This is a genomic window from Paenibacillus sp. IHBB 3054 (genome assembly GCF_051594305.1).
Lineage (GTDB): Bacteria > Bacillota > Bacilli > Paenibacillales > Paenibacillaceae > Paenibacillus_AQ.
In genome coordinates, this window is record NZ_JBOFBG010000041.1 from 24,390 (window position 1) to 42,113 (window position 17,724).

A 17,724-nucleotide genomic window follows, 5' to 3' on the forward strand; every position below is an offset into this window, starting at 1 on the left:
GCAGACTACATCGAGCAGTTTTCCCGCCTCCATGTTCATTCCTCTTGGGCAAAAAGGCCCTTTTTCGCATGTCTAATCTCCAGCAAATTGCCTCATTCGTTTCCATTGTCTCTATGGTAGACTTCATATTAGAAGCTTATTGACCGAAAAAAAGATATACTTACATTTACATTTAATTTCTGTCCGCCACTTTCACAGAGGAGGCTCTATCATTGTCCGACAATCTTTTTAAATATCTGTATTTGCGGTCTTCTACAGGATTTGCAGTCGTGTCCATGAAGGATGGGACGATACAGCTGGCCAACCCTGCACTGTGCAGTATGTTCGGGTATACGGAAGCGGAGTTTATGAATCTTCGGTATTTGGATATTTCCTGTACGGAAGAGAAAGACACAGCAGATCATGAGCAGATTATAAACCTATTGCTGCAGAGCCCGGGTACAGCTGTAGACAGTGAAAATCAATTTACACGCAAAAATGGTGAAGTCTTCTGGGTGGCACTGCATTTGTTTCTGACTTTTGATGAAGCTGCGGGTCCCCCTTTATATATGATTGCGGAAATGAAGGATATTACGGACCGCAAGCTGGCTGAGAAGAAGATTCTGGAGGAGCATTATCTCTATAATCTGATTTCGCAGAATACGCCCGATTTGATATCTCTCGCTGATCCTGAGGGTACGATCCATTATGTTTCGCCCTCCATTGAACGAGTGCTGGGATACTCCACCCATGAAATGATCGGTAAAAAAAGGCCGGATTACTATCATGAGGAAGACGCATTGGAGATGACCGAGCAGGGACTGCTCTATTCGGACAACGATGTGTTTACCCGCAGGGTGCGCCATAAAGACGGGCACTATCTTTGGATTGAAAGTTCTTTCCAGGTCATGCGCGACGATAAGGGTGGGGTCCAGCAGGTCTTGACGGTTGCCCGGGATATAACGGTCCGGAAGAAATATGAGGACATGCTGGCGAACGCCCAGTTTCTGGCCCGGATGGGCTCGTGGGAATGGGAGGCCTCCAGCCAGCAGTTGATTGCTTCCAAGGAAATGCGCTGTATCTTTGGCCATACCGATGATTTCAGCAATCATACCGTCTATGATCCGCTGCTCATTAAGGAATGTGTGGAGCCTGAAGATCTGCCCAGGGTTACGGAGGCGCTGCTTGATTCGGTGACACATGGAACGAAGGGCGGAGCGGTCTTCGGAATTACGGCGGCCGACGGTACGAAGAAATTTATTGATGCCCATTGGGAAGTGGCTCAGGATGCATCAGGTAACATAAGGCAGATTAGCGGAGTGGTTCAGGACATTACAGCTCATCGGGAAATGGAGCAGCAGCTTCGGGAAAGCGAACAGAACTACCGGCTTATTTCGGAGAATTCCCAGGATTTCATTTCCCGCAATGCAACCGATGAGAAAGCAACCTATCTGTATGCCTCTCCGGTCTGTCTGCAGATGTTCGGATATACTCCTGAAGAGATGGTAGGCACCGAGGGAATGGAATATATTCATCCCGAGGATGCAGCCCGTGTCCAGGCCTATCTGCGCAGCAGCATCAAAGGGGAAAGGCTTGAGCCTATCGTCTTCCAGTTTCTGTGTAAAGACGGCTCTTATATCTGGACAGAAACGACCCTGCGCCACATTGATACCGGTGCTGGAGGAGATACGGAGATTGTCGGCATCACCCGCGACATCTCGGAGCGGAAGCAATATGAGCTCAAGATGCTGGAGAGCGAGAACCGCTATAAGTCTTTGTTTGAATATAACCCTTCGGCTATCAGCGCGATGGATTTGCAGGGACGGATCCAATCGCTGAATGCCAGCCTGCAGCATTTGACGGGTTATTCCTGTGAAAGCCTGTTGTTGTCAAACTACTGCGATATCTTTGATCCGGAAGAGCTGGATTTTGTGGCAGAACGCTTTCTTGTTGCTGCAAGCGGTGTAGCTCAAACCTTCGAGAGCAGACTGCTTCACCGGGATGGGCATGTTGTCGAGGTCAGCATGATTTATGTGCCGATAATGGTAGACAGCCGGGTCGTGGGCGTATTTGCCATTACGAGCGATATTACGGAGCGCAAACGGCATCTGGAGCAGATTGAGAAGCTCAGCTATGAGCATGCGCTGATTCTGAATTCCGTTTCAGAAGGTATTTTTGGCATGAATCTTGAGGGTGCGACGGTATTTATCAATCCGGCGGCGTCCGCAATGCTTGGCTACGAAGCCGGAGAGCTGGCGGGAGAGATCAAGTTGCCTACGATCGAGCAGACCTGGCTCGACGGAGAACCGTATCCTGGAGGGCGGAAGCCCCTGCGGGAATGGCTGGAAGATCATCTCACCTATGATGAGAAAGAGGGCGTATTCTGGAGACAGGACGGTTCAAGCTTTCTCGTCAAATACCGGATGACCCCTCTGTTCGATAACGGTGTACGGAAGGGTGTTGTGGTTGTGTTCCGCGACATTACCGAAGAGAAGGCAATTGTACGGGCTAAGGAGTCTGCCGAGCAGGCGGACCGGGCCAAATCGGAATTTCTGGCCATTATGAGCCATGAGCTGCGCACACCAATGAACGGGATTATCGGCATGGCTGATTTGCTTGAAGGCACCGAGCTTGATGAAGAACAGCAGTATTATACGCAGATTATTACCAAGAGCGGTGGGACGCTGCTGCATATTCTCAATGAGGTGCTCGATTTCAGTAAAATTGAAGCGGGCATGATGACGATTGAGCTGCAAGCTGTGGATCTCCGCCAGGTTGTATCGAACGTCACAGATATCTTTTATCCCCGTATCAAAGAGAAGGGGCTCTCGCTAAACTGCGAGGTGGATGACGCGCTGCCACCGCTGGTGTTAACGGATGAGACTAGACTGCGCCAGATTCTTGTAAACCTGGTCGGCAACGCGGTGAAATTCACCGAAGAAGGGGAAATCGGGATTCAAGTGAAGCTGGTGGCATCCAGAGATTCCGGCGAGTGTGTTCTTAAATTTACCGTGACGGATACTGGGATTGGTATTCCGCTGGACAGCCAAGGCCTGCTGTTCCAATCCTTCTCCCAACTGCATCCATCGATCAACCGCAAATATGGCGGAACAGGTCTGGGACTGGCCATCAGCAAAAAGCTGGTGGAGCTGCTGGGTGGAGCGATAGGCGTAGAGAGCCGTGAAGATGAAGGCTCGGAGTTCTATTTCACCCTCCATGCCACTCTTCCAAGAGAAATGACCACTGCAGGCGGTGCTGCTGCGTTCCCTGCTACGGAACGGCGGGAGAACCGCAGCAAGTACAAAGGCTCCTCCAGCGGGGTGTACGGTCCGCTGTCGATTCTAGTTGCCGAGGATCATCCTGTGAACCTGAGATTGCTGCAGGCGTATCTCAAGAAGCGGGGATATGATTCCGATGTGGCGTCCAACGGGGAAATGGCGGTCGAGGCCGTGCTCACCGGGCAGTATGATCTGGTATTTATGGACATTCAGATGCCGCTCATGGATGGGATTGAAGCGACAGCCAAAATCCGCGAGGAGCTCGGATTGTCCCCGGTCATTATCGCCACTACAGCTTTTGCCCGCAAAGAAGACAAGGAGATGTGCCTGAGGGCGGGCATGCAGGATTTCATCTCCAAGCCGATCCGGCCGGAGGAGCTGGACAGGGTGCTGAGGGAATGGTCGGCTTATTCCCGCAGATAGGCAGAAGCAGCAATACGGGAGTCAGGAATGATTGGCCTCAATTGAGGTTATTCTGAAAGAATGAAGGTTGAAAAGAAAGGAGGGAGGGCCGCTAGTGAGAGTGTTGTTGTATATGCTGTTCGCGATCCTTTATCTGCTGACCACGTTCTTCGGCCTGGGTCCCGTACTGTTCGCTGACGGATCTGCCAAGGAACGTATTTTTACGCTGATTGTCGTGTTGCTGATTTATACGGCGATCACCGTATGGATGCGGAGTCTGCTGAAGCGGCTGGGCAAGCATTGACAAAGTCTGCTGCGCTGACTATATTTAGATTATTCGTAATTTTTACGTATAAATATAGCCAACGAGAGGGTAACGCGATTGCAAAAGATGAAACGCGGCGATTTTGTCATTATTGTATTGGTTTTACTTGTAGCCGGCTCCATCTACGGAGTTAAATGGATGAATAACCGGAATGAGCATTATGCACAAGGTGATTTGAAAGCCGTTATTACAGTGAACGGCAAAGAGTATAAGACTGTTTCTTTGACCAAAGAAGAGCAGATTATTGAGATGAAGACCAAATTCGGCCACAATATACTAAAACTGTATGATTACGGAATTCAGATGACGTATTCTGATGCGCCGCTGCCGATTGCCCTGGAGATGGGCTTTATTTCCAGACCGAGGCAGCAGATTATTTGCATTCCGGCCCGGCTGATGGTTGAAGTCGTGAACCCCGATAGATCCATTGATGATGATGATGAGCTGGACGCAGTTATTTAGCTGCCGGTAAACCTTGAATCTGCTCCCATGCGGCCACCGAGTCGGCATTGGTATACACGTAAGGAGTGGAGGGCTGGGGAATCGCTGTAATGCTGTCTGGAGTAATCCGCATGATTTCCTTGCCGCCGTATTTCACAACCTGAAGCTTGCCCCGAACCTCAATCCAGGTATCGGCGGGCAGGCTTATTTGTGTTTGCGGATCCAGCAGGATTCCGAAAGGTGTGGCATCGGCAGTACAGCATTGGACGAGAAAACGGCTGACCGCATACGAACTTTTGCCTGATACTGCCGGTTCGCGGTACAGGAAACCTGAGACAATGATCTCTTTACCAGCAAATTGGCCTTTATACAGGTCGATTGCTCCGAACGTTTCGGAGAAAATTTCCGGATAGACCGTAATGACATCCTGTGCGTGAAGGTTGGCCGCAAGCTCCGCGAATTCCGCCTGATAAGGATTGGCTGCAGCGAATGACTCTTTTTCCCGCGGTTCCACCGTGGAATAGGATAAGGCGATGCCTTTTTTGGCTGCAGCCGCGCTGCCCAGAGCGCGGTCGGGAAGCAGGAAGCCGAGCAGCAGCGGAAGCAGGAACAATCCGTAAAGCGCGCTGCTTCTGAGCCCGGTGCGGGGCAGGCGGTGCTCGCAGTCGCACAAGACACTGCTTTTGCCGAACAAGGCCTGAATCCCCAGGCTGAGTGCCATGAGCGCAAGGGGGATGGGACAGAGCTTAATCCAGCGCGCGAGCTTCGGGGCGACATAATAATGCAGCGCGTCCTGCTGGACCAGATGCCCAATGTACAGCGCGAAGAGAAGCAGAATAACCGCCCTGAGCAGATAGTGGAACCGGATGCTGCCGGAATCGTTCATCTCTGGCCCTCCTGAAAGTTTTGTGAGAAATAGCGTCATAACCCTAATGAAACCAGCACTGATCCGATAAAGACGGCGGAGAAGATAAGAAAAAATAAGTAAAGCGCGAACTTCGTCTTGAACAGCGAGAGCAGCATCAGTGAATTTTTGAAATCCAGCATCGGTCCAAGCACCATGAATGCCAGCAGTGATCCCGCCGGGAAGCTGTGCAGAAAGGTGGAAGCGACAAAGGCATCGGAGGTTGAACATAAGGAGAGGACAAAGGCCAGCCCCATCATGAACAGATAGGATCCCAGCGGCTTCTCCCCAATAGCGGCCAGACTGCCCTGATTCATAAAGCTCTGAATGCCGGAGGTCAGCAGGCAGCCGATAATCAAATATTTGCCCATCTCAAAAAACTCGTCCGATGTGTGTACGAAGACGGCAACCAGTTTGCCTCCGCGTGTGCCTTGTTCATGGCGTTCCCCGGTTTCACGCTGAATAGAAAGCCGCAGCGGCGACTTTTTTACCGTGATGTAAATGATAAGGCCGATCAGCGCGGCAACGGCAAACGCAAGACCCATACGGGCATAAGCGAGTCCGGGATGGGAGCGGAAGGCCGTCAGTGTCGCCCCATAAACGACGGGATTGACCACGGGTCCGGAGAGAATGAATACGACGGCAACATACAGCGGCATTCCTTTATGCATCAGGCGGCGGACCAGCGGGATCATGCCGCATTCGCATACGGGAAACAGGATGCCGAGCAGGCAGCCGAACAGGATCGCCGGAACGGGTCTCCGCGGAATCCAGCGTGAGATGATCTCGTCCGGAACGAATACGCGGAGCAGGGAAGACAGCAGCGCACCCAGCAGCACAAACGGCAGGGCTTCCAGCAGAATGCCGATAAAAGCTGTTTTGAACGTATCCACATAGGCATTGTCCAGCAGCTCCGGGTGCTCCGGCAGCCACACGATGCCCGAAATAATCAGGAAGACGGCGGGAATGAGCAGCGGCAGTATTTTAAACGGAGAAAAGGTTGTCAAGGCATCTTAGGCTCCTTCCCGGCATGCGGTATTAACCGAACAGTGCAGACCAGCGCTCCGTCAGCTGCTGTTCATCCAAATGCAACCCTATGAAGACGACATAAGGCAGTCCGGGATAACGCGACGGTTCCCAGCTTGCGCGGTTTCCGGCAAATTGCACCAGCTGGACTTCAGCCTGACCCCTCAGCCGTACATGTCCTTTGGCCCGCAGCAGGCTGCCGCCCCATTCGCGGAAGAAGCCCTCCAGCTGTTCCCTGTAGATTCCGCTATCTTCCGCTTGCGGGAATGTCAGTGTCACAGCAGCCACCTGCGAGTACGAGGGTTCGGCTTCAAGCCCCGGTTCCTGCACAGCGGTTGCACCATGGGGCTGACCGGCGTTCATCCGCTTAAGCACGGACCCGTTGATGCTGCGGGAGCTGCGCTGGGCAGCTGCGGTACGGGATGTCCGGGCAGTGATGCCGGCCAGCAGCGGAGCCACGTTGATTTCACTGTAGTGGGTAAACACAATCTCGGATTCTGCATTATACTTGCGGACGGCCTTTTCAATTTTCCATAAGGTTTCCGGCTCTACAAGATCACTTTTATTGACGATAATCAGATCGGCCCCGCTGATTTGCTTGCGCAGTGTCCGGACAAGCTGCTTGTCGGCAGAAAACCGGCTGTTGTACTCAAGCATGTTTTCGGCATCGAGAAGGGTGACTGTATAGTGCAGCGCCAGCCGCTCGCTGAAGGAAGGCTCCTGCAGCGACTTTGCGATCTCTTCGGGATCGGCGACGCCGGTAAGCTCGATAAAGATCATATCCGGCCGCCGGGCGAGCAGTGCATTCAGGCTTCCCGGCAGTTCGTCCTTGCGGCTGCAGCAGACACAGCCGTCCAGCAGCTTTTCCACACTTGTCCCCGTATGCTCCTGCAGAATGTAGCCGTCAACATCGCGTTTGCCCAGCTCATTCATCACTACACCGGGATTCAGTCCCCGTGCCTTGCTCTCTTTCAGCAGAGTGAGCAGGAGGGTCGTCTTCCCGCTCCCCAGAAATCCGCTTAATATAATCACCGGTATCTTCATCGTCCACACTCCCGTTTGAATCTTGCAATTGCAAGAATCATATTTTCATATTTCCATATATACGTAATTTGATCTAAGGAAAGACCACATATTTGAGAGAGTAGTGATTTTCTGCATGCCCTTGTTGACAGCAGGGGACTCAAACATGTAGAATGTGTAAATCGTAAACATTACGATTAAACAAAAGGAGATGAACACTGTGAGAGTAATTGTGATTTTGGCCTGCACAGAAACCGGCGACCGCAACTATACCACTACCAAGAATAAGAAAACCCAGCCGGGACGGATCGAAATGAAGAAATATTGTCCGCGTCTGAAACGGGTTACGCTGCACCGGGAGACACGCTAAGTTATGCAGTCTGGGTTCTGAAGCCGCATTGCGCTGCACATAACTTTTCATCTGTCATCCCTATCCCATCTAAAAGTCTAAGGAGTAAATCTATGAATAAAATTCCTGTTACCGTGCTCAGCGGATATCTGGGCTCCGGTAAAACTACATTGCTCAATCACATTCTGCACAACAGAGACGGCCTGAAGGTCGCTGTCATTGTCAATGACATGAGTGAGGTCAACGTCGATGCTAGTCTGGTAAAATCCGGCAACACTCTCTCCAGGACCGAGGAAAAGCTGGTGGAAATGTCCAATGGGTGCATCTGCTGCACACTCCGCGACGACCTGCTGCGTGAAGTGAGCAATCTGGCCGCGGAAGGCCGGTTTGATTATATCCTGATCGAATCCTCCGGGATCAGCGAGCCGGTTCCGGTCGCGCAGACCTTTACGTATGCCAATCCTGATCTGGATATTGACCTGACGGAGCTTGCCAGACTGGACACGATGGTCACCGTTGTGGATGCCAACCGTTTCTGGCATGATTTCGCTTCCGGAGACAGTCTGATCGACCGTAATATGACGGCAGGCGAAGGGGATTTCCGCGATATTGTAGAGCTGCTTATTGATCAGATTGAGACCTGCGACGTATTGCTGCTCAATAAATGCGACCTCGTTGAAGAGCAGGAGCTGAACAAGCTTGAGGCTGTGCTGCGCAGACTTCAGCCGGGCGCCAAGATCATCCGTACGGTTAACGGTGTCGTTGATCCCAAAGAGATTCTCAATACGCACTTGTTTGATTTTGAGAAGACAAGTATGTCCTCCGGCTGGATTGCGGAGCTGAATAAGGAGGAGCATACACCAGAGACCGAAGAATATGGCATTGGTTCCTTCGTCTACCGGCGCAGAATACCTTTCCACCCGCAGAGATTAAGCTTCTTCTTCAGCAATTGGCCGGAAGAAGTTGTGCGGGCGAAGGGGCTGGTCTGGCTGGCCGCGAAGGGCGATCTCGCCGCGAGCTTAAGCCAGGCCGGGCCTTCTATCCAATTTGGTCCGACCGGTTACTGGCTGGCGACTCTGCCGAAGGAACAGCAGCTTGAAGTGCTGGCGTCCGAGCCTGACGTGAAGGCCAGATGGGACGAGCAGTGGGGCGACCGGATGAATGAGATTGTGTTCATCGGAGTGGCCATGGACCGTGCGGCGATTGAAGCCAGACTGGACCGCTGTCTGCTGACCGGAGAAGAATTGCAGCAGGACTGGAGCCAGTTCAATAATCCGCTTCCTTGGCCTGCCGAGGAGCTGCTGGCAGCCGCTCAGGAGTAGGGGTTGTAAGCGAGCACAAGTAGAGAGCAGATCTCATAGAGGGTGCCTCCAGCCAGTTTGCATTTAGAAGGACCTGTTTCCACATGAGAGTGGAGAATGGGTCCTTTTTTATTAAAAAGATAAGAATTTATATGCTTCAGGCTATAAATTATCCTTCTATTTCTCGCTGAAACGGATACCGTCCTTTTGAAGACGGCGAAGCCGTTTCCACTTGTTTGGATTCCATGAATTACGATTAATTTGCCGTAATGGGTTTACAAATCGTAATCATTACGATAATATGTTTGGAGTCAATACGTAATGTTTACGATTAATCCAAGCGGATTAGGAAAGAAAGGATATGTGCCATGATTTTATCATCCATGCGGGATGTGGTGTTTGGTTACGGGAATGAGCCTGTGATTGACTCCCTGTCGCTTGATATTGAAGCCGGGCAGTTCATCGGGATTACCGGCCCGAACGGTGCGGCAAAGACCACGCTGCTGAAGCTGTTGCTGGGGCTGCTGCGTCCGTGGAGCGGAACAGTCACACTGAACCGGGAGATCACAGGAGGGGGCAAGCTTGCTGTCGGCTATGTTCCGCAGCAGGTGGCTTCCTTCAATGCCGGATTTCCCAGCAAGGTTATTGAACTGGTCCGTTCCGGCTGCTACGCCCGGCTTGGCTTGTTCGGCAGGTTTACGAAAAGTGAGGAGGAAATTGTCGAGCGCAGCCTGAGACAGGTGGAGATGTGGGACTACCGTGACCGCCGGATCGGGGAGTTGTCCGGCGGGCAGAAGCAGCGGGTCTGCATCGCCCGTGCGCTCGCGGGACAGCCTCAGGTACTGGTGCTGGACGAACCGGCCACAGGCATGGACATCGCCAGCCGTACCGGGTTCTACAAGCTGATGCGACATTATGTCAGTCAGCACGGGCGCACCGTCATTATGGTCACGCACGGCCTGGAGGAGACAAGCGCTTATCTAGATACAGTGATCAGCCTGGAACGGAAGGAACAGGAGGGCTGGCAATGCTTGGTTACGAATTCATGCAGCGTGCATTTTGGGCCGGGGGCCTGATCGGGATCATCGGGCCGCTGCTCGGCGTATATCTGATGCTCCGCCGTCAGGTGCTGATGGCCGATACCCTCTCCCATGTGTCGCTCGCGGGTGTGGCGCTGGGCTCAGTGCTGCAGCTGAATCCCGCACTCAGCGGCTTCGCGGTGGCTGTCATCGGCGGTATCGTCATCGAGCAGCTACGCCGTTCTTACCGTACATACAGCGAGCTCCCGGTTGCCATTATTATGACCTCAGGTCTAGCGCTGGCAGTTGTGCTGATGAGCCTGCAGCAGAATCTGAGCAAGAGCTTCAGCTCGTATCTGTTCGGCTCTATCGTAGCTGTGAGTGATACCCAGCTTAGACTGATTGCTATCGTCACAGCGGCAGGCCTGCTGTACTTCGTCCTGCTGCGGCGGCCGCTCTACAGCCTGACCTTTGATGAAGAGACGGCGAGCATCGGCGGCGTGCATACGGGCCTGTTATCCTTTTCGTTCGCTGTGCTCACCGGGATGACCGTTGCGGCGGCGATGCCGGTGGTAGGGGTACTGCTGGTGTCCGCACTTATTGTGCTGCCAGCCTCGCTTGCGCTGCGTATCGCTTCCGGCTTCACCGCTGCGGTTCTGATTTCCATCGGCGTGGGCCTCACCGGTGTTTTTAGCGGCCTGGCAACATCCTATTATATCAATACGCCTCCCGGAGGCACGATTGCCCTCATTCTGCTGTTGTTTCTGCTTATCGCCATCGCTGTGCAGAAGCTGAGCAGGCGGCGGAACCGCCGTAACACACATAAATCCTTAAGCAAATTCCATAAACCCATATAAGAACAGGAGTTAACATTTATGAAGTCTAAATTCAATATCCGCTATCTTACCGTCTTGTCCCTATCAACCCTGCTGATTGCCGCCGGTTGCGGTAAAAACAATAACACAGATCCTGCCGCTACTGCTGCTACTGCTTCTAATACGCCAGCAGCCGAGACAACTGCCGTTCCGGCAGCAGACAAGCTGGACATTAAGGTCAGCTTCTATCCGATGTATGAATTCACCAAGAATGTTGCAGGCGAGCTTGCCGATGTTGAAGTCTTGGTTCCGGCCGGCATGGAGTCGCATGACTGGGAGCCGACGGCACAGGATATGGCCAAGATTACGGATGCCGATGTGCTCGTCTATAACGGAGCCGGCATGGAGGGCTGGGTCGAGCAAGTACTGGACAGTGCTTCGGGCAGCAAAATGGTCACCGTGGAAGCCAGCAAAGGGCTTGAAATTAAGGAAGGCTCAGAGGAAGAAGCGGATGCTCACAGTCATGAACATGAGGAAGCCGGACATGGCGAGGAAGCCCATGATCACGAACATGAGGAAGCCGGACATGCTGAAGAAGCTCATGATCACGAAGAAGGTGAACATGCGGAGGAAGGCCATGCTCATGATCACGGCGGTCTGGACCCCCATGTCTGGCTAGCTCCTGAACTTGCAATCAAGGAAGTGCGTACTATCGAAGCCGCGTTGTCTGCTGCTTCCCCAGCGAACTCTGCTGCCTTCAAAGCCAACGCCGATGCCTATATTGCCAAACTGGAGGCGCTGCACCAAGAGTTTCAGGATGGACTCAAGGATACAAAACGCAAAGATTTTATTACCCAGCATGCCGCCTTTGGCTATTTGGCTGAGGCGTACGGCCTGACACAGGTGCCGATTGCCGGCCTCTCTCCGGAACAGGAGCCCTCCGCTGCCCAAATGGCCGGAATTGTTGAATTCGCCAAGGCCCATGACGTAAAAACGATCTTTTTTGAGACGCTGGTTTCCTCCAGTGTTGCTGATACTATTGCCCAGGAAATTGGTGCCAAGGCCGCTGTCTTGAATCCGATCGAAGGACTGACGGATGAGGACCGCAGCAATAACCTTGATTATATCGGCATCATGCGCCAGAACCTGGAAGCGCTGAAGACGGCACTGAACGAATAGAGCAGGATTCATCATTGGCAACTCATTCAAACAACGGAAGGCGGATAAACAATATGGCCAAGAAATCAAAAGTAGTCAAAGAATTAAAACGGCAGGAATTGGTGGCTAAATACGCAGATAGACGGAGAGAGCTGAAGGCCAAAGGAGACTATATGGCCCTGCAGAAGCTGCCGCGCGATTCCTCCGCTACCCGGCAAAAGAACAGATGCACTGTTTCCGGCAGGCCCAGAGGGTATTTAAGCAAATTTAAGATTTCACGGATCGTCTTCCGGGATCTGGCGCTGAAGGGTCAAATCCCCGGCATAACCAAGTCCAGCTGGTAAAATTAGGTATTGTGTTTCAACTTTGAAGAAGCGGCTAATTCTCGACTTACAGGGGATTGGCCGTTTTGCTGTGTTCATTATCTTTGCCTGGGTTTGTGGAGTGGATTATTATAGAAGAAAAGCAGGATTGATTCCAGAAGGGGGGATTCAGTATGAGCTTCTTTACCGGAGGAAGAGCGGATCAGCAGAAAGGACGAAATATGGGGAGAGTTGTTCTCCAAAAGCCACCCCTGCCTGCGGGCCTCGATGCTGCCCAAACGGTACGGCTGGGGCGTGCACTTTAATGCCGAGGGCAAAATTGCCCTCTATGCCAAGGAATCACCTGAATATGATCACTTTACGTCACATGAGGATGCAGGCGTAAAGCTGCTGAATGCGATGCGCAGCAAACGCAGCTGAGAAGGGAGGAAGAAGTTTGTACAAGTCAATAGAAGAGATTACGCTGAATACCTGGCCTGCGGAGCAGAGCGTAATGCTGGAGGGCTGGGTGCTGCGTTCGGCAGCGGGCTATACGAAACGGGCGAATTCGGTTAACCCGCTCTACGGCCCGGAGGAAGAGGATGCCGGACTTGGAATGTTGCGGAAGATCCGGCTTGCAGAACAATATTATGAGGACGCCGGACTGAATCCCGTATTCAAAATCACTCCGTATGCCCGGCCTGTTGGTCTGGATAAGGAACTGGAGTCGCAGGGATATGGCCTCGTCGAGCCGTCATCCGTCCGTGTTCTTGACCTGCAGGACCTGCCTGAATTACGCAATGTCTATACGCTGCAGATCCGCGGCGAGCTGACAGAGGAGTGGCTGGAGGTCTTCGCTGATTTAACCGGATTGTCCTCCGGGAACCGGGAGACGCTGCGCCGAATGCTGACCGCTTCCTGTTTGAAGCAAGGTTACGCTCTCTTGCTCAAGGATGGTCTTCCGGCTGCCTGCGGGCTTGGGGTAATCCAGCATGGGTACATAGGGCTGTATGATATCGTCACAGCTCCGGCTCACCGCAGACAAGGGATGGCGGAGCAATTGATTCTTGGACTGCTCCACTGGGCCAAGGCCCAGGGTGCCGCAGCCTCCTTTTTGCAGGTGGTACAGGCGAATAAGGGCGCTTCGGCCCTATATGACAAGCTGGGCTACAAGGAGATTTATCAATATTGGTACAGGGTCAAAATCCGGGAATAGAGGAGGCGAAGCATGTGTCACAATACTGGAGCGACAGATTTGCCCGAGAAGGTATGATTTGGGGAGAACAGCCCAGCGGATCGGCGCTGCGGGCTAAAGCGTGGTTCCTTGAGCAGGGGATCAAGTCCGTCTTGGTTCCGGGTGCGGGCTATGGCCGCAATACGAAGGTGTTCTCGTCTCAGTTTGACACTTACGGCATAGAGCTGAGCAGTGCTGCGCTGAAGCTTGCTGTGGAATGGGACAGCAGCACACGGTTTATCGAAGGATCGGCACTGGAGCCTCAGCTGGAGCACCAGGTGGACGCTGTCTACTGTTACGATGTGCTTCACTTGTTTCTTGCCGGTGATCGGTGCCGCCTGATTGATGCGGCTCTTGCGCAGCTGCAGCCCGGTGGCCTGCTCTACTTCACCAGCTTCTCTGATGAAGATCCGAACTATGGCTGCGGGAGAAGGCTGGAGCCGGGGACCTACGAGTATAAGGAAGGGAAATATGCCCACTTTTTTAGTGATGCCGATTTGCGGGAGCATTTTGCCGGAACGGAGATTGTAGAGACCGGCACATTTACGGATTCGCTGCACAGTCCGCAGGGCGGAAGCCATGAATACATACTTAGAACTATTCTCGCATGCAAAAGAGGATAGAATCCTAGCAGTAAGACGCTTTTTTTGTAGTCCGCGCAACCGGATTTCAGCTTGCCGGCCACGCGGTTCAGACCTAAACGAATTTCCCTTGAGTCGGGACAGACAGCTCCTTGAATGTCTTGCATAAATGAGCCAATGCAGGCGACAGCTCTGGAACAGCCATGGGCAGGCCATGCCCGGCAAGCAAGATTTGCGGATCAAGAAGTGCGAGCTTGCGCACAGACTTCTCCGCCTCCACCCAGTCTAACGTGAAATAAGCCGGAGGACCGTGCAGTTCCTTGTGCTGTGTAATTACCGCAAATGCTGATTCCTGCTTCACTGTAATTAAAGCGTCTCCTGCTATAAGCACCCTGTCTTCGGGACGGAAAAGAGAGATATGCCCCGGGCTGTGCCCCGGCGTATGCACCCATGTCCATCCTTTGGCCCCGGGAACACTTCCGTCTTCCGGCAGCGGATGTACAGCTGCGCCGAGATCAATCCCACGGTGCGGATAAAGCGGGGCTGCTACGGCCATCAGGCCGCCGCCAACGGATGGATCAGCCGGAGGATAATCCTCTTTTCCGGTGAGATAAGGCAGCTCCTGGGGGTGGGCATACACCGGAGTTCCTTTCCATTCTTCCAGCAGCTCCTTCAGGTTGCCGACATGATCAAAATGCCCGTGCGTCAGCACAATCGCCTGCGGCGGTTTGCCAAACTGCTCCCAGGCCGTGTGCATAATGCTCCCTGCGAAGTTTCCAAGTCCTGTGTCGACCAGAATCCAATCCGATCCAGACCGGCCAATAAAAGCTGTGTTCGAAAATAAGGTCCGAATACCCAACACTCCGGCTGCCACTTCCCATGTTTCGGTAAAACCGGCAGTCAGTATACCGTTCCATTCCATCCGCGTTCCTCCTGTTTGTTACTAGCTCAAGGTGAGTTCACCTTGTAGTATGGCCTTTTTCACAAAATAAAAAGCATAGCTGCTCAAAGCAGTCCCGAGCCGGTGGAAACGTCAAATGGCCCTTCTCGCAATGAAGAAGGACCTTGTGTGTTTGTGTGTTGAGAAGATGTACTTAGGACAAGCAGCTACAGGTATTTGCTGGATGAACCTGCGGTTTAATGTGGTTAATGCAGCTCGCAATCGGCGAACAGGATATGCCGCGGGATACGGAAGAAATTCTCTGCTTTCTCCTGCAGTGCGAGGGTTGGGAGATGGCTCTGATGCAGCCATTTGCGGAAGGTTCCGGGATGGACACCGATCCAGATGCTGACATCGGTGACGGAGAAATCGTAAACCATGCACAGACCCGTAAGAATGACATTGCTGCGGGGTGAGCCCGCAAGTGTTCTTTTCATAAACCGTGAAGGTGTCGGCTGGCAGACTATCGGACTTTGCCGTACAAGTGCCTCGTTGAACAGGATGTGGGACGGATAGCCAAGCAGGCGGCAGACCTTGTCCAGATTGGTTCTGGAGGGGATGCGGCCCTCGTACACCCAGGCGCTTACACTGCGCGAGGAGACGGAAAGCTCTTCCGCAAGCCGGGATAGCTTAATGTCCTTGGCCATCAGGATGGCAAGCAGCACACGGTTGCGGATTTGGCTGCGTTTAGGCCGGCGAAATCTTTTGACCCGTACACCTTGTCCAAGATATTTACGGTTGATCAGAGACCAGGCCTGGATTTTGTGAGATTCTGGTTGATTCTTAGGCATACTTCCTCCGAATTTTTAAGGTTATACTACAATACTTTCTGAAGTGCTGCAATGGTTAATGCTGTAATTGCTTACATACATGCTTAAGTTTCTTTCAGAAGTGATGGTGTTATGATATATTTTTAATAATCATTTTACAAATTTAATTGTTGGGAGCGAAATAGATGATTAAGCATATTGTGTTTTTTAAATTGAAAGACCGGTCCCCGGAGAAAGTCGAAGCCACAGTTCAGGTCCTACGGAACATGGAAGGCAAAATTCCGCAGCTGCTCTCCATCGAGGTTGGTGCCGATCTGATTCATTCCGAGCGTTCCTTTGATATTGCACTTGTAACGGTGGTAGCATCCATGGAAGATTTGCAGGCTTACCAGGTTCACCCGGCCCATAAGGAAGTTATTGCCCATATCAATGAGGTCAAGGAGCTTTCGATTGCAGTAGATTACGAAATCTAAAGCAGGATGACTGTGGCAGGAAAACCCATTAAATACCGAAAGCGGTGACGTAAATGCGTGAGCTTGAGTATCCGATGGAAGCCTTAACGTATCTGATCGTATTTTTGGCAGCCTGCTTTATTATGCTGTTCTGGCTGAAGCGCCGCGGCAAACGCGGAAAGTAGCAGCCATTACTTTCGTTCTACTTAAACCACCAGAGTTGGAGGGTCAGCTGTGTATTATGTCAACCGAAAGCAAATCGAAATGATACTTGGCCAAATCCCCGATATCAGAGCCGGTCTTCAACATGCGGCTTCTGCATGGGATGGCAGCATCATCACAGGACTCGTGCAGGAACGATGCCTGCATTTGGCGATAGAGGTTGTGACTGATGTCGGCAGCTACCTGATCGACGGGTTCATCATGCGTGATGCCGGCAGCTATGAAGATATTATCTCTATTATCCATGAAGAAAAAGTCCTCGGTGACAGCGGAATCTACGAGGTGCTTATCCAGCTCGTATCACTGCGCAAACCGCTGGTGCAGGATTATTATACCTGGGAGCGCAGCGCGCTGCATCCGTTAACCCATGTGCTTCCGCAGGTGCTGGAGCAGTTCGCGGAGGAAGTGCGCAGGTATCTGGACCAGGAACTGGGTACCGGACAATAACTGGGAAATTGCCTGAACTAAGCCAGTGCTGCACAACTATTATACACGGCGACAGCCGTGAAAGAGAGGAGGTCCTTGCGGATGAAAAAGGGGCAGGAAAGCGGATCTACACGACGTTTGATTATGACACTCCTGAAGAAGAAAGGCCCGCTGACGATCGGTGCGCTGGCGGAGGAACTGGGAATTACCGAAATGGGCGTACGGCGTCATGTACTGCAGCTGGAGCAGGAATCGCTGGCCAAGACCAAGGTCGTCCGCCAGGCCATGGGCCGTCCTCTGCATGTCTATTCACTGACTGAGCGGGCTGAAGACCATTTTCCCAAAAGCTATCATAACCTGGCGCTTGAATTGCTGCGGGAGCTGGATCACGGAAGCGGCCTGGAGGCCGTCAATGTGCTGTTCGAAGGCCGGCGGCGGCGGATGCTGGCCCAGTACGCTCCGATGATGGAGAACTGCAATCTGGAGGAGCGGGTTGCAGAGCTGTCTTCCATCCAGAATGCCGGAGGTTATATGGCTGAATGGAATAAGGAAGAGGACGGCTCCTATATTATGCGCGAATATAATTGTCCGATCCGCCAGGTAGCGACCCAATACCGGAAGGCTTGCCAATGTGAGCATCAGTTGTTCGAGGAACTCCTTGGCGCCAAAGTTACGCGCAGTGAATGTATGGCGGAGGGCGGCCAGTGCTGCCGGTACGATATTACGCCGAGAGAAAAAGACAAAACTTCTGAAATGACCTCCTAATCAGTCACAGGA

General features: G+C 52.4%; 20 protein-coding genes. 15 read left to right on the plus strand and 5 right to left on the minus strand.

Annotation, left to right across the window (positions count from 1 at the left end; all coding sequences use genetic code 11):
- The first annotated feature begins 212 nt into the window (after positions 1-212).
- From ACQ76X_RS29495 to ACQ76X_RS29505, 3 genes are all read left to right on the plus strand, one after another.
- Entirely contained in the window at positions 213-3,680 is a 3,468-nt protein-coding gene (locus tag ACQ76X_RS29495) for a PAS domain S-box protein (protein ID WP_438497334.1), read from the plus strand.
- A gap of 94 nt (positions 3,681-3,774) precedes the next feature.
- A complete protein-coding gene (locus tag ACQ76X_RS29500; RefSeq protein WP_438497335.1) occupies positions 3,775-3,963 on the plus strand; it encodes a DUF6954 family protein in 189 nt (62 codons plus the stop codon).
- A gap of 87 nt (positions 3,964-4,050) precedes the next feature.
- On the plus strand, positions 4,051-4,446 hold the full coding sequence (locus tag ACQ76X_RS29505; protein WP_438497371.1) for a NusG domain II-containing protein: 396 nt from the start codon (positions 4,051-4,053) through the stop codon (positions 4,444-4,446).
- Here ACQ76X_RS29505 and ACQ76X_RS29510 read toward each other — a convergent pair.
- Genes ACQ76X_RS29510 through ACQ76X_RS29520 form a run of 3 tightly spaced genes read right to left on the minus strand, consistent with a single transcriptional unit; the run spans position 4,439 to position 7,399 of the window.
- Entirely contained in the window at positions 4,439-5,311 is an 873-nt protein-coding gene (locus ACQ76X_RS29510) for a TIGR03943 family putative permease subunit (RefSeq protein WP_438497336.1), read from the minus strand. The two genes, ACQ76X_RS29505 and ACQ76X_RS29510, sit on opposite strands and share 8 nt — an antisense overlap.
- 35 nt (positions 5,312-5,346) lie before the next feature.
- Positions 5,347-6,336 carry a permease gene (locus ACQ76X_RS29515; RefSeq protein WP_438497337.1) on the minus strand — a complete coding sequence of 330 codons (990 nt, stop codon included), beginning with the start codon at positions 6,334-6,336 and terminating at the stop codon, positions 5,347-5,349.
- A gap of 31 nt (positions 6,337-6,367) precedes the next feature.
- Positions 6,368-7,399 carry a CobW family GTP-binding protein gene (locus tag ACQ76X_RS29520; protein ID WP_438497338.1) on the minus strand — a complete coding sequence of 344 codons (1,032 nt, stop codon included), beginning with the start codon at positions 7,397-7,399 and terminating at the stop codon, positions 6,368-6,370.
- A gap of 199 nt (positions 7,400-7,598) precedes the next feature.
- Here ACQ76X_RS29520 and rpmG point away from each other — a divergent pair, with 199 nt between their 5' ends.
- The 9 genes from rpmG to ACQ76X_RS29565 all read left to right on the plus strand — a co-directional run bounded on the left by rpmG (position 7,599) and on the right by ACQ76X_RS29565 (position 14,179).
- Positions 7,599-7,748, plus strand: a complete 150-nt coding sequence (gene rpmG, locus ACQ76X_RS29525; RefSeq protein ID WP_438497340.1) for a 50S ribosomal protein L33 — start codon at positions 7,599-7,601, stop codon at positions 7,746-7,748.
- A 92-nt stretch (positions 7,749-7,840) separates the two neighbouring features.
- Positions 7,841-9,049, plus strand: a complete 1,209-nt coding sequence (locus tag ACQ76X_RS29530) for a GTP-binding protein (RefSeq protein WP_438497341.1) — start codon at positions 7,841-7,843, stop codon at positions 9,047-9,049.
- Positions 9,050-9,396: 347 nt separating this feature from the next.
- Positions 9,397-10,104 (plus strand): metal ABC transporter ATP-binding protein, encoded by a 708-nt coding sequence (locus ACQ76X_RS29535; protein ID WP_340899203.1) that lies wholly within the window; start codon positions 9,397-9,399, stop codon positions 10,102-10,104.
- Positions 10,050-10,904 carry a metal ABC transporter permease gene (locus ACQ76X_RS29540; protein ID WP_438497373.1) on the plus strand — a complete coding sequence of 285 codons (855 nt, stop codon included), beginning with the start codon at positions 10,050-10,052 and terminating at the stop codon, positions 10,902-10,904. The genes ACQ76X_RS29535 and ACQ76X_RS29540 overlap by 55 nt, the downstream gene beginning before the upstream one ends.
- Positions 10,905-10,922: 18 nt before the next feature.
- On the plus strand, positions 10,923-12,041 hold the full coding sequence (locus ACQ76X_RS29545; protein ID WP_438497343.1) for a metal ABC transporter substrate-binding protein: 1,119 nt from the start codon (positions 10,923-10,925) through the stop codon (positions 12,039-12,041).
- 53 nt (positions 12,042-12,094) lie between these two features.
- Positions 12,095-12,364: a 30S ribosomal protein S14 gene (gene rpsN / locus ACQ76X_RS29550; RefSeq protein WP_076112279.1), complete on the plus strand. Its 270-nt coding sequence runs from the start codon at positions 12,095-12,097 to the stop codon at positions 12,362-12,364.
- A gap of 210 nt (positions 12,365-12,574) precedes the next feature.
- Positions 12,575-12,763, plus strand: coding sequence for a DUF6157 family protein (locus ACQ76X_RS29555; RefSeq protein ID WP_438497345.1), 189 nt, complete (start codon positions 12,575-12,577; stop codon positions 12,761-12,763).
- A gap of 16 nt (positions 12,764-12,779) precedes the next feature.
- Entirely contained in the window at positions 12,780-13,538 is a 759-nt protein-coding gene (locus ACQ76X_RS29560) for a GNAT family N-acetyltransferase (protein WP_438497346.1), read from the plus strand.
- 14 nt (positions 13,539-13,552) lie between these two features.
- Positions 13,553-14,179 carry a class I SAM-dependent methyltransferase gene (locus ACQ76X_RS29565; RefSeq protein ID WP_438497347.1) on the plus strand — a complete coding sequence of 209 codons (627 nt, stop codon included), beginning with the start codon at positions 13,553-13,555 and terminating at the stop codon, positions 14,177-14,179.
- A 73-nt stretch (positions 14,180-14,252) separates the two neighbouring features.
- Here ACQ76X_RS29565 and ACQ76X_RS29570 read toward each other — a convergent pair whose 3' ends face one another.
- Positions 14,253-15,059, minus strand: a complete 807-nt coding sequence (locus ACQ76X_RS29570) for an MBL fold metallo-hydrolase (RefSeq protein WP_438497349.1) — start codon at positions 15,057-15,059, stop codon at positions 14,253-14,255.
- 224 nt (positions 15,060-15,283) lie between these two features.
- Positions 15,284-15,868, minus strand: coding sequence for a helix-turn-helix domain-containing protein (locus ACQ76X_RS29575; RefSeq protein ID WP_038589560.1), 585 nt, complete (start codon positions 15,866-15,868; stop codon positions 15,284-15,286).
- 164 nt (positions 15,869-16,032) lie between these two features.
- On the opposite strand from ACQ76X_RS29575, the gene ACQ76X_RS29580 reads away from it, so the two are divergent.
- The 3 genes from ACQ76X_RS29580 (at position 16,033) to ACQ76X_RS29590 (ending at position 17,712) form a co-directional block, all read left to right on the plus strand.
- Positions 16,033-16,320 (plus strand): Dabb family protein, encoded by a 288-nt coding sequence (locus ACQ76X_RS29580; RefSeq protein WP_341118542.1) that lies wholly within the window; start codon positions 16,033-16,035, stop codon positions 16,318-16,320.
- A gap of 213 nt (positions 16,321-16,533) precedes the next feature.
- Positions 16,534-16,968: a DUF86 domain-containing protein gene (locus ACQ76X_RS29585; protein WP_342439538.1), complete on the plus strand. Its 435-nt coding sequence runs from the start codon at positions 16,534-16,536 to the stop codon at positions 16,966-16,968.
- Positions 16,969-17,049: 81 nt separating this feature from the next.
- A complete protein-coding gene (locus tag ACQ76X_RS29590) occupies positions 17,050-17,712 on the plus strand; it encodes a helix-turn-helix transcriptional regulator (protein WP_038589567.1) in 663 nt (220 codons plus the stop codon).
- Positions 17,713-17,724 lie beyond the last annotated feature (12 nt).